This window comes from Ideonella sp. P3_A4, from assembly GCF_056403075.1.
Genome location: NZ_JBFUGE010000225.1, coordinates 1 through 11711, shown reverse-complemented (window position 1 = coordinate 11711; position 11711 = coordinate 1). Strand labels below are relative to the sequence as shown.

Here is an 11711-nt window from a genome sequence, read left to right as displayed (position 1 = left end):
AAGCAGCGTGTCCATATCGTTCAACCCCTTTTCAGCCGCATATCACTTCGTCGAACAAAAGGCCTTGCCCGCACTGGATGCTGCGCGCGATACCGTGCGTGATGGCATGGTGTCGGCATGGAACAAGCTGCCCGGAAACGAGGCTGCAGAGTCGATGATCGGCAAGCTGGCCAACCACCTGCCGTTCAACAATGCCGCGGAGGCCGCCTTTCGCGCATTGGCCGGGCAGAAGGAAGTCAAGCTGGACAAGGACGCCACCGATGGCATCCAGCGCGATCCGAGCTTCGTCAAGGTCGAGAACGACATCAACGACCGCGTCAAGACCAAGGCCCTGCAGAACGAGAACTACGGCAAGCGCGATTTCGACATCCCCTTGTCCGAGATCTATCCCGACACCAAAGGCAATGTCCTGCTCGAGCTGGGCGGACAACGCGGAAACATGGACCCGAAGGATCAGGCCCTCCATGCCTGGGACGTGTCCAACCCCGAGATCCGCAAGACCTGGAAGGTGRCCGGCAACGAGCAGACCTGGCTGCTGCGCCATTGCACGCTCAGTGGCACCGCGCATGTTTCCAAGGACGGCACGATCAAGATCGACTACAAGGTCAGGGACACGCTGGACCTGAGCGCCCAACCCGGCCGGGAGGGCGCCTACAACACCGTCAGCAAGGTCCTGGGCGGCGTCTGGCACGGCATGCTTGGGGCCGAGAAACCAGAGGTCACCGGGACGTTCTCACGCACGGTGCCGGGCGTCACGCCACTGGTGGCCATGGGCCCGCATGAGCAATACTCCCACACCGCCAAGTACGTGCCCTGACCGCTCAATGGTGGTGTGCGGATCGCGCTCACCCTGCGCAGCTCAACGCCGCTCGGAAGAGGCCGCATTGCGCCGGTAGAACTCCGGCGGTTTGTTGGCCACCCAGCGGATGAAATCGGAGATGGCCGGGTGGGCCCGCAGCGACTCCCATGAGTGGAAGTTGCGCGCCAGTTCCTTCTCATTGAAGGTCGCGTGGATCTTGCGATGGCAGATGCGGTGCACTGCTTCTTTAGCCACGCCGCCTTGGCTGCGGGGTACCAGGTGATGCTCGTCGACGCTGGCGCCGGGCACCAGGGGCCGAGCGCACAGCGGGCAGGCACCGGGCGGTTCCGGCGGAAGGCACCAGTTGGTGCGAGTGCGTTGGCTTCTCTTGACGACCATCGGGGAAGTCTAACGTTCCCCGTTGCTGCACCGCGCGACGGCCAGGTCACGAGGTGCTGTGGCGCGGGGTGTCGTCGCTCATGGCATCGTCGTCTTCCGCGGTCGTTGCGCTGGCGTCTTCGTGGAGCTTGCTGTAGGCGTCGAACACCCGCAGGATTTCGATGAAGTTGATCGGCTTGGTCAGGTAGTTTTCGAACCCGCCTTCGAGCGCATCGCGAATCTGGCCGGGCAGGGCGTCGGCAGACAGCGCGACCAGGTGGATAGGGGCCGTCCTCGCATCGTGGCGCAGCGCGTGGGCCAGTTGCATGCCGGTGCTGTCGCCCAGGTGCATGTCCACCAGCATCAGGTCGGGCGGGTGATCCTGCGCCATCTTCAGCGCCTGGGCGCCGCTGGTGGCGTACCTGAACGTGATCGCCGGCCGCAGGCTGGTGACCTGGCGCATCAGCTCGATGTTGACCTCGTTGTCCTCGGCATAGAGCACGTTCAACGGGCCCGCTTGCCCGTCGGTGTTGGTCGGCAGCGTCGGCAGGCGCAGGGCGGGTACGGTGGACGAGCCGCGCGCCAGGGTGACCGTGGCGACGGTGCCTTGCCCATGGGCGCTGGAGATCTCGAGCACTCCGCCCATCAACTCCACCAGCTGTCGGGTCAACACCAGGCCGATGCCGGTGCCCTCGACCGCAGAGCGCTCGGCCCCCAAGCGATTGAAGGGCTCGAAGAGGTGGGCCAACTGCTCCGCCGTCATTCCGACGCCGGTGTCTGCCACGATCACCTGGCAGACATCGCCCGTGGGTTGCAGAGACAGCCTGACCCGGCCGCCTTTGGGGCTGTACTTGATGGCGTTGCTGAGCAGATTGATCAGGACCTGCCGCAGCCTGACGCGGTCGGCCAGGATCCAGACGCCGAATGCATCGATCCGGGCGGCCCTTTCCTCATGGAAGGGCGAGGTCCTGGCGCCGACGGCGCGATGCGTCAGCGAGGTCTCGAGCGTGATGTCGCCGTCTCGTGCCAGCGGGGCCACCACTGCCAGCGCCTCTTCGGCCACCACGCGCGCGTCGACAGTCTCCAGCGACAGCGACAGCCTGCCCGATTCCACCATCGACAGGTCGAGCACGTCGTTGACCAGCGCCAGCAAATGGGTGCCGGCCTTCTCGATGTGCTTCACCCGTGCCTGGTTCTCGATGTCCAGCGTGTGGCTCGTGTCGATGCTCATCAGCTGCGCAAACCCCAACACGGCGTTCAACGGGGTCCGCAGCTCGTGGCTCATGCGTGAGAGGAAGTCTGTCTTCGCGCGGCTGGACAGTTCCAGCGCCTGGCGCGCCTCGCGTTCCTGCCGGGCCGCCTGCTGCTCGCTGACATCGCGCAGCACGATGGTCAGCAGCACGCCTTGATCGATTTCGAGCTTCGAGATGGCGGCTTCGCCGGGGAACTCGTCACCGTTCGCGCGCACGCAGGTCAGCTCCTGCAGCGCGCCTGCCATGCCGGTGGCGAGCAGCGGGTTGGTCAGGTCGCGCAGCAACGAAGCCACCTTGGCGCTGGAGGCGGGCGCGATCAGCTCGGCGAACGGCTGACCAATGGTGTCGGCCAAGCTTCTGCGGAAGATGCGCTCGGCCGAGCGGTTGAACAGCACGATGCGGCCCGGCCCGTCTACCGAGATGACTGCATCGGCCACCGCGTCGATCAGCTTGGACAGCCGCGCTTCGCTCTTGCGCAGGGCATCCAGTGTCCGGATCCGCTCGCTGATGTCGAAGAAGGTCACCACGACACCGCTGGGCTGGCCGTCTTGCGACATGGGGTACGACCAGTACTCCACGGGAAAGGCATGGCCCTCGCGGTGACGGAACGCTTCGCGTGATTCGTGCGCCGTTTCGCGTAGGCGAATGGCGTTGTGGATCGGGCAGGGCCGCTCGCCACTGTCGGTGCAATCGGGGTGGATGAGCGAATGCATCATGCGGCCGACGACCTCTGACTCCCGTCGGTAGCCCAGCAAATTCAGCGCCGAGTGGTTGATGAACGTGCAACGGCCTTCCGTGTCGACACCGAACAAGCCCTCGGCGGCGGAGTCGAGCAGTTGCTGCAGGAGTTGCTGGCGCCGCCTGATCTCGAGCTCAGCCGATTCGCGCTCGCGCAGGCTCTGCTGGACGATGCCCAGCCCGACCAGCCCCAGCAGGCACGCCACGACGATGTTCATGCCGACGACCCAGCGCTGGATCTCTTTCGCGGCGATCGCCAGCTGTTCGGAAAAGCGCCGCTCGAGCTGCGTCAAGCGGCTGTTGATGGTCGCGGCCTGCGCGCGGAAGTCGATGCTGGACTGCGCGCCGCGCTCGTCACGCTTCAGGTCCGCATGCGCCGACTCGGCCAACGCACGCATCTGCTCGACGGCCTGGTCGCCCTCGCGCCAGCTCCCGATCGCGTCCGCCATCAGGTGCGAGTCGTGGAACCATCGATACAGCCAGATCAGGCCGTCGATGTCGTCAGGGTGATTGCCGCCGGCGAGGAACCCCTGGCGAGCCACCGCCAGATCCGGCTGCGGCTTGTCGAGCTCTTCGCGGGCCAGGCGGTCGCCCAGGGGCGCCGACAATGCGGTCAGAAAGCTCCGGTAGTCGTCTTCCCGCTTGAATTCGACGTAGTCCAGCAGGTGGATCTGGGCGTCTTTCTGCCCCTTGGAATACAGGCTCTCGCCGATCACGTAAGAGCGCACGGCCGACATCAGCTCGATGCTGACGATCGCCAGGCACACCTGCAGGACGATCACCGTGCCCAGCGCAACGACGACCGGCCACGATCGACGGCTCTTGGGAACAGGCGTTTGCATGGTGTGGCCCGTCGATCGCGACAGGCCTCCTTAGCGGTGGTTGCCGGGCGTCATTCGCGCTCGCGCGTCGTCGGGTAGGGGCGGTCCACGTCGGCCGCGGGCTCGATCAACGCACGGGGCGTATCGAGGCACTTGTCGAGCGCCATCTTCATGTAGTTGTAGCTCGTCATGACCCGCGACCGGATGAGCTCGTAGTACCGCCGGTTGGGCTTGGTGCCCACGAGAGTGCAGATGATGTCCAGCGCTTCCCAGGGGTGCGTGTCGTCGTACTTGGCGTGCAGCTTGAGCCACTTCATGGCCTTGGCTCGAACATCGGGCGCGAAGGTCTGCTCGTACAGGTCGAGCGAGCAGACGAGCGTCGACCAGTCGCCGGTGGCGCCTTCGATGGCGTAGTTGGTGGCGGCCATGCCGGCGGCCAGTGAATCCCTTTCGCAGGTGTGCCAGCACCAGTGCGACAGCGCGTGGGTCTCCGGCGGCATCTGGCCGTACAGCAGGTCGTCGCGCGTCAGCCCGGTCCCATGGGCCCACTCCAGCCAGTGGTCGGCATGGTTTTGCTCGACGCGGATGTTGCGGATCAGGTACCGACGGGCTTCTTCATGGCCGTGGGCACGGCCGAAACCGACCTTGAGCAGGTTCAAGGCCATGTACTGCGGAAACTGCTCGATGACGGGCCAGATTCCGACCAGGAATGCGCGCGCCTGCTCAGGCGGCAGCACTCCTTCCCGCATGAGCTGGAAAAGTGCATGCCTGGTCACACGCAGCCTGGTCGGAGCACAATCTTCTGCGAGATCCTGAGCCCAACCGGGGTAGCTGCGGATGTCGGTCAGAGCACCGCTTCGCGCGAACGCTTCTTCCATTTGCCGACCCCCTGTGGCCGACGGAAAACCGAGATGACAGCTAGGCCACGCTCGCTGACTCTACTCAAACGGGCTCAGCGATGCAATCGTTCACATTTAGTACCCGTTTGGCCCCATACCGCAGGTGGTCAGCCCACGCGCTGCAACTCCAGCAAATCACGTGCCTCGTCGGGTGTGGCGATGCTGCGGCCGGCGCGGTGGGCACAGGCCGCAAGCTGCTCGATCAGCGCGCCGTTGCCACTGGCACGTGACCCGTCGGGCAGGTAGAAAGTGTCCTCCAGCCCGGTGCGCAGCATGCCGCCCAACTCGGCCGTTCGCTGGTGCACCGGCCAGATCTCGGCGCGACCAATCAGCGTGGTCTGCCAGACGGCCCCGGGCGCTAACCATCGCGGCAGCAGGGTCAGCAGATCAGCGTCGCAAGGCATGCCCGAGGCCACGCCCATCACGAAATTGCAGGACACGGCCCCCAGGTCGCTGCGCGCCCGCCCCCCGAGGGGGACCGAGTCGCTAGGGGCGGCCCGGCGCGACTCCGGCTTACCCATTTCCGGCGTCAGCATGCCGGCCTTCAGGTACATCGCCACCGAACGCACGATGCCGACATCGAAGCATTCGAACTCGGGGTGGGTGCCGCACTCGGCCATCACGTCGAGAAACTGCTGCACCTTGGCCACAGGGTTGTCGAACACCATCGGCGGCCAGGCCCACTCGCCGTTGTCCTTGATCTTCAGGTAGTTCAGACTGCCGGCGTTGCAGGCCGCGATCTCGGGCTTGATGCGGCGGATGCAGGCGGCAGGGCCGGCGATGTCCTTGCCAATCACGCCGGTGGTCAGGTTGATGATCACACCGGGGCAGGCGGCGCGGATCGCGTGGGTCACGGCCTCGGCCACGTCAGGGTCCCAGCTGGGCAGGTGGCCCTGGCCGGGCTCTTGCGAGCGGATGTGGACGTGCATGATGGATGCGCCGGCATTGAACGCGTCGCGCGCCTCTGCCGCCATCTGCGCCGGCGTCACCGGCACGGGGTGCTGCTTCGGGTCGGTCAGCACGCCGGTCAGCGCGCAGGTCAGGATGGCCTTGTCCGTCATGTTTGCCCCTTATGTCGTGTCAGGTCGCGCTCGCGACCGTGTCGATGTCCAGTTCCACCACCAGCGCGCCGGCCGACACGGCCTCGCGCTCGCGGGCATGCACGGCACGCACGGTGCCGGCAGCTTGCGCGTTGAGCCACATCTCCATCTTCATCGCCTCGACGCAGACCAGCGGCTGGCCGGCACTGACCGTGTCGCCCGGCTTGACCAGCACCTGCGCCACCACGCCGGCCACTGGCGCGTGGGAGCGACCGGGGTCCGCGGCGCGGCGTTTGTCGGGCTGGGGCGATGGCTCGGTGAAGACGAAGCTCGCGCCCTGGTGCGCGATGTGCCAGCCGTCGGCGTTGTGCAGTGCAACTATTTGGCGAGCGATGCCATCGATGGCCAGGTGCCAACGATGGTCTTGCTGGCCAAGCAGCCGTACCTTTTGTCCGCCGTCGAATTCCACCGTGTCGTCTTGCAGCCGCACCCTCCAACGACGTGTGTCATTGCTGCATTGCAGCGCGAGTGTCTGCCAGGCCACGCTGCCGGGGCGCAGGCCGGCTGCGGCGCCGGCAGGGCAGTCACCACGTGCTGCGAGTGCCGCGGCGGCGAGCCAGCAGGTGTCGTCGGGCGTGGGCCGTTGCAGCAACGGGTCGCCCGCCGCGGCCCACTCGTCCAGGCGCGTCGTGGTCAGCTGCGCGGCGGCGAAATCGGGGTGCTGCAACAGGTCGCGCAGGAAGCGGCTGTTGTTCACCACGCCCAGCAGTGGCGAGTCTTCGATAGCGGCGACCAGCCGGCGCACCGCATCGGCCCGGTCGCGGCCATGCACGATCAGCTTGGCGACCATCGCGTCGTACCAGGGCGAAACCTCGCCACCCTCGGCGATGCCGTCGTCGATGCGCACCGACGAGGCCGCCGCGCTCGGCGCCTGGCTGGCCTGTACCACGTGTGCAGGCTGCCAATGGAGGATGCGCCCTGTCTGCGGCTTGAAGCCGTCGTACGGGTCTTCGGCGTACAGGCGCGCCTCGATCGCATGGCCTGAGAAACGGATGTCGGCCTGTCCATTCGGCAGCCAGTTCGACAAGGGCTCGCCGGCGGCCACGCGCAGCTGCCACTCGACCAGRTCSAASCCGGTGAYGCACTCGGTGACCGGGTGCTCSACCTGCAACCGGGTGTTCATCTCGAGGAAGTAGTGCTTCAGCTCGGCATCGACGATGAATTCGACCGTGCCGGCACCTACGTAACCCACCGCCAGCGCGGCCGCCACCGCATCGGCACCCATGCGTTCACGCATCGCGGCGCTGACCACCGGCGACGGCGCTTCTTCGATCACCTTCTGGCGCCGACGTTGCGCGGTGCAGTCGCGCTCGCCAAGGTGCACCGCGTGGCCGTGCGCGTCGGCGAAGACCTGGATCTCGATGTGGCGGCCGTGCTCGATCAACCGTTCCAGCATCAGCCGGCCGTCGCCGAACGCGCTTTGTGCCTCGCGCCGTGCGCCGGCGATGGCGGCGGCCAGTTCGTGGCTGGCGTGGACCAGCCGCATGCCGCGCCCGCCGCCACCGGCCACAGCCTTGACCAGCAGCGGGTAACCCAGGCGCTCGGCTTCCGCATGCAGTCGCTCGTCGCTCTCGTCGTCACCGCCCAGGTAGCCCGGCGCGCAGGGCACGCCGGCGGCCAGCATGCGGCGCTTGGCGCCAGCCTTGTCGCCCATTGCTTCGATGGCTGAAGCTGACGGTCCGATGAAGACGAGGCCGGCCTCGGCGCAAGCAGCGGCAAAGTCGGCCCGCTCGGACAGGAAGCCGTAACCGGGGTGGACGGCGTCGGCGCCAGTGCGGCGTGCCGCATCGAGCAGCGCGGGGATGCTGAGGTAGCTTTGCGCCGCGGGCGATGGGCCGATATGCACCGCTTCGTCGGCCCGTGTCACATGCGGCGCTTGCGCGTCGGCATCGCTGTAGACCGCGACGGTGCGGTAGCCGAGCGCCCGCGCCGTGCGGATCACTCTGCAAGCGATCTCTGCTCGATTGGCGACGAGGATCTTGCGAAAGCTCATTGCGGTGCCCAAGCCGGCGCGCGCTTTTGCAGGAACGCGGTCGTGCCCTCGGTGCCTTCGGGGCCCAGCACAGCCTGGGCGAAGACGGCCGCAGCTTCGCCGACCAGGTTCGCCGCCGGCTGCAAGCGCGCACGAGCGATCAGCGCCTTGCTCGCTGCCACTGCATGCGGAGCACAACGCAGCACATCGCCCAGCACGCGGTCGAGCGCGGCGTCCAGCGTGTCGGCGGTGTGCACTTCATGCACCAGGCGCAGCGTCAAAGCTTCGCGCGCGTCCAGCCTGCCGCCGGTCACAGCCAGGCGGCGTGCTTCCGCATAGCCCAGCCGCTCGACCAGGAAAGGCGCAATCTGCGCCGGCACCACGCCCAGCGAGGTTTCGGGCAAACGGAACTGGGTCGACTCGCTGGCCAGCACGACGTCGGCCACGCAGGCGAGGCCGAAGCCACCGCCCATCACGGAACCCTCAACCACCGCGATCACCGCGATGCCGGTGCGGGCGAAGGCGACGCACAGCTCGCCGAAACGCGCATTGACGGAGGCCATTGCCGAGGCACCGTCCGGTGACATGCGCGCGGCGGCCATGTCCTTCAGGTCGCCGCCGGCGCAGAAATGCCCGCCCGTGCCGCGCAGTACGATGGCGCGCACGTCACCGGCTTCTTCCGCGTCACACAAGGCGGCGCGCAACTCGCCCACCATCGCCAGCGACATCGCGTTGCGCGCCTCCGGGCGGTTCAGCGTCAAGTGCAAGACCCGGCCAGTGGCGCCGCCGGGGGCCTGTTCGTAGCGCACCAGAAGCACCATCAATGAGCTCCCTTCGGCAGCGTGCCTTCGAGCTTGCAGATGATGCCCAGCATCACCTCGTCGGCGCCGGCGCCGATCGAGACCAGCCGGTTGTCGCGCCAGGCCTGCGAGATCGGGTTGTCCATCGTGTAGCCCATGCCGCCCCAGTACTGCAGGCAGCTGTCGGCCACCTCGCGGCTGAGTCGCCCGCACTTCAGCTTGGCCATCGAGGCCAGTCGCGTCACGTCCTTGCCCGACACGTACTGTTCGACGGCCGAGTGGGTCAGCGCGCGCAGCGCTTCGACCTCGGTGCGCAGCTCGGCCAGGCGGAAGTGCACGACCTGGTTGTCGAGGATGCTCTTGCCGAAGGCCTGGCGCTGGCGCGTGTAGTCGATGGTCAGGTCGATCAGCCGATCGAGCCCGCGCAGCGAGGTGGCGGCGCCCCACAGCCGCTCTTCCTGGAACTGCATCATCTGGAACATGAAGCCCATGCCTTCCTGGCCGATCAGGTTGCGCTGGGGCACGCGCACGTTGTCGAAGAACAGCTGCGCGGTGTCCGACGAGTCCATGCCGATCTTGTGGATCTTCTGCTTGGTGATGCCGGGCGCATCCATCGGCACGACGATCAGGCTCTTGTTCTTGTGCGGGCCGCCTTGGTCGCTGGTGTTGGCCAGCAGGCAGCACCAGTCGGCCTTCAAGCCGTTGGTGATCCACATCTTGCTGCCGTTGATGACGTAGTCGTTGCCTTCCTTGCGCGCGGTGTGCACATGTCGGTCTGCACGCCGATGGCCATCGGCACGCCGCCGCAGTTGCATTCACCCAGCGCCTCGGCCATCACCATCGAGTAGCTGAAGTCGAGCCCGGCACCRCCGAACTCTTCGGGGTACTTCAGGCCCAGCAGGCCCAGGTCGCCCAGCTTCTTGAACAACGCATGGCTGGGAAACTCCTCGGCCTTCTCCCATTCGGGGACGAAGGGGTTGATCTCTTCGCGCACGAATCGCACGACGGTGTCAGCCAGTGCGCGGTGTTCCTGGGTCAGCTTCATTGGAGTCTCCTGTTGTCTTGTGGTTTGATCAGAGTCGGGCAACGCCGAAGGTGTTGGGACGCAGTGTTCTTTGTTCTGCTTCTGCGGCCAGCTGCAGACACAGCGTCAGGATGCGGCGCGTGTCGCGCGGGTCAATCACGCCGTCGTCCCACAGGCGCGCGGTGCCGAACAGCACATTCGATTCCTTGTCGATGCGGTTGCGCAGCTGGTCGCTCATCGCTTTCAACGCGTCGGGGTTYGGCGTGTGGCCTTCGCGCACCAGCTTGGCGGCGCTGACGATCTCCATCACCTGCGCAGCTTGCGCGCCGCCCATGACGGCAGTGCGCGCGCTGGGCCAGCTGAAGATGAAACGCGGGTCGAAGCCGCGGCCGCACATGCCGTAGTTGCCGGCGCCGAACGAGCCACCGATCACGACGGTGAACTTGGGCACCCGCGCATTGGCGACGGCCTGGATCATCTTGCTGCCATGCTTGATCGCGCCGGCGCGCTCGGCGGCCTTGCCGACCATGTAGCCGGTGGTGTTCTGCAAGAAGAGGAGCGGWGTGCCGCTCTGGTCGCACAGCTGGATGAACTGCGCCGCTTTGGTCGAGCCGGTGGGCTGGATCGGGCCGTTGTTGCCGATGACGCCGATGCGGTGGCCGCCCAGGCGCGCATGGCCGCAGACGGTGTCGGTGGAGTAGGGCGCCTTGAATTCGAGGAAGTCGGAGCCGTCGACGAGACGGGCAATGACCTCGCGCACGTCGTAGGGCTCGCGGTCGTCAGCCGGCACGATGCCCATCAACTCATCGGACGGGAACAGCGGCTCAGCCGCCGATGCCGCGGCGGGCACTTCGTCCCATGGCAGTGCACCGAGCAACTCGCGCGTCAGGGCGATCGCATGGGCGTCGTTCTCGGCCAGGTACTCGCCCAGGCCGGTGATCTCGGCATGCGTTTGGGCGCCACCCAGTTCTTCATCAGTGGCGTCTTCGCCGATCGCGGCCTTCACCAGCGGCGGGCCAGCGAGGTAGATGCTGGAGCGGTCGCGCACGAGGACCACATAGTCCGCCAGGCCGGGCAGGTAGGCGCCGCCGGCAGTCGACGAGCCATGTACCACCGCCACCTGCGGGATGCCGGCGGCAGACAGCCGCGCCTGGTTGGCAAAGCTGCGCCCGCCCTCGACGAACATCTCGCTCTGGTACATCAGGTTGGCACCGCCGGACTCGACCAGGTAGACCAGCGGCAGCTTGTTCTCGCGCGCAATCTCCTGCGCCCGCAGCGCCTTCTTCAGCCCCATCGGCGGCACGGTGCCGCCCTTGATCGCCGAGTCGCTGGCTGAGACCAGCACACGCCGGCCCGCGACCACGCCGATGCCGACAACCGAGCCGCCGCCCATCACCGCCTTCTTGCCGTCGTCGTCGTGCATGCCGAGGCCTGCAAGCGGTGAGAGTTCGAGAAAGGCTGTGCCGCGATCCAGCAAACGGGCGACGCGTTCGCGCGGCAGCAGCTGGCCACGCTGCTCGAATTTGGCGGCCTTGGCGGCGGATTCTTCGACCACCCGCGCTTGCAGGGCCTGCACTTCGGCCAGGCGCTCTTGCATGCGGGCGACGTTGGCTTCGAAGCGCGCAGAGCGGGGCTCGAGCAGGCTGTTCAGCGTGGGCATGCGGGGTCTCTCTTCGGCGTGGCGGGCGTTTCTTGTTTTCCAACTGCGAAGGGCAGCGCGTGGCGGGTAGCCCGGGGGTGCGTTCTCCGGCCCACGCTCGCGGGGGACCGCTTGGAGCCTGCCTTCGTCTCTCGGTTGGCAGCGTTTGTTCGTGCAGCGGTTGAGGCGACCGCGAATGGGGCCTGCGCCCGCACCCCCGAGCCACCCACCATGGCACCCGCGCGGCGTGCACAAGCGTGGCATGCGCAGGGGTGGCGGGCCTGCGAC

The 11711-nt window shown here is 66.9% G+C and carries 8 protein-coding genes and 1 pseudogene; 1 reads left to right on the top strand and 8 read right to left on the bottom strand.

Going from position 1 to position 11711, the window contains the following annotated elements; translation table 11 throughout:
- The coding region (locus tag AC1DYI_RS18955; RefSeq protein ID WP_477205684.1) for a hypothetical protein at window positions 1-817 on the top strand (817 nt) is incomplete at its 5' end.
- A 42-nt stretch (window positions 818-859) separates the two neighbouring features.
- Here AC1DYI_RS18955 and AC1DYI_RS18950 read toward each other — a convergent pair.
- The 8 genes and pseudogenes from AC1DYI_RS18950 to AC1DYI_RS18915 all read right to left on the bottom strand — a co-directional run bounded on the left by AC1DYI_RS18950 (window position 860) and on the right by AC1DYI_RS18915 (window position 11444).
- On the bottom strand, window positions 860-1108 hold the full coding sequence (locus AC1DYI_RS18950) for a hypothetical protein (RefSeq protein ID WP_477205683.1): 249 nt from the start codon (window positions 1106-1108) through the stop codon (window positions 860-862).
- A 136-nt stretch (window positions 1109-1244) separates the two neighbouring features.
- Entirely contained in the window at window positions 1245-4010 is a 2766-nt protein-coding gene (locus AC1DYI_RS18945; RefSeq protein WP_477205682.1) for a PAS domain-containing hybrid sensor histidine kinase/response regulator, read from the bottom strand.
- Window positions 4011-4060: 50 nt separating this feature from the next.
- Complete coding sequence (locus tag AC1DYI_RS18940; protein WP_477205681.1) at window positions 4061-4867, bottom strand: TenA family transcriptional regulator; 807 nt, start codon at window positions 4865-4867, stop codon at window positions 4061-4063.
- A 128-nt stretch (window positions 4868-4995) separates the two neighbouring features.
- Complete coding sequence (locus tag AC1DYI_RS18935; RefSeq protein ID WP_477205680.1) at window positions 4996-5949, bottom strand: beta-keto acid cleavage family enzyme; 954 nt, start codon at window positions 5947-5949, stop codon at window positions 4996-4998.
- A gap of 19 nt (window positions 5950-5968) precedes the next feature.
- Window positions 5969-7981, bottom strand: a complete 2013-nt coding sequence (locus AC1DYI_RS18930) for an acetyl/propionyl/methylcrotonyl-CoA carboxylase subunit alpha (RefSeq protein ID WP_477205679.1) — start codon at window positions 7979-7981, stop codon at window positions 5969-5971.
- Window positions 7978-8781, bottom strand: a complete 804-nt coding sequence (locus AC1DYI_RS18925; protein ID WP_477205678.1) for an enoyl-CoA hydratase/isomerase family protein — start codon at window positions 8779-8781, stop codon at window positions 7978-7980. The genes AC1DYI_RS18930 and AC1DYI_RS18925 overlap by 4 nt, the downstream gene beginning before the upstream one ends.
- Window positions 8781-9805 (bottom strand): annotated as a pseudogene (locus AC1DYI_RS18920) (acyl-CoA dehydrogenase family protein). The gene AC1DYI_RS18925 and the pseudogene AC1DYI_RS18920 overlap by 1 nt, the downstream one beginning before the upstream one ends.
- A 28-nt stretch (window positions 9806-9833) precedes the next feature.
- Window positions 9834-11444, bottom strand: a complete 1611-nt coding sequence (locus tag AC1DYI_RS18915) for an acyl-CoA carboxylase subunit beta (protein ID WP_477205677.1) — start codon at window positions 11442-11444, stop codon at window positions 9834-9836.
- Window positions 11445-11711 lie beyond the last annotated feature (267 nt).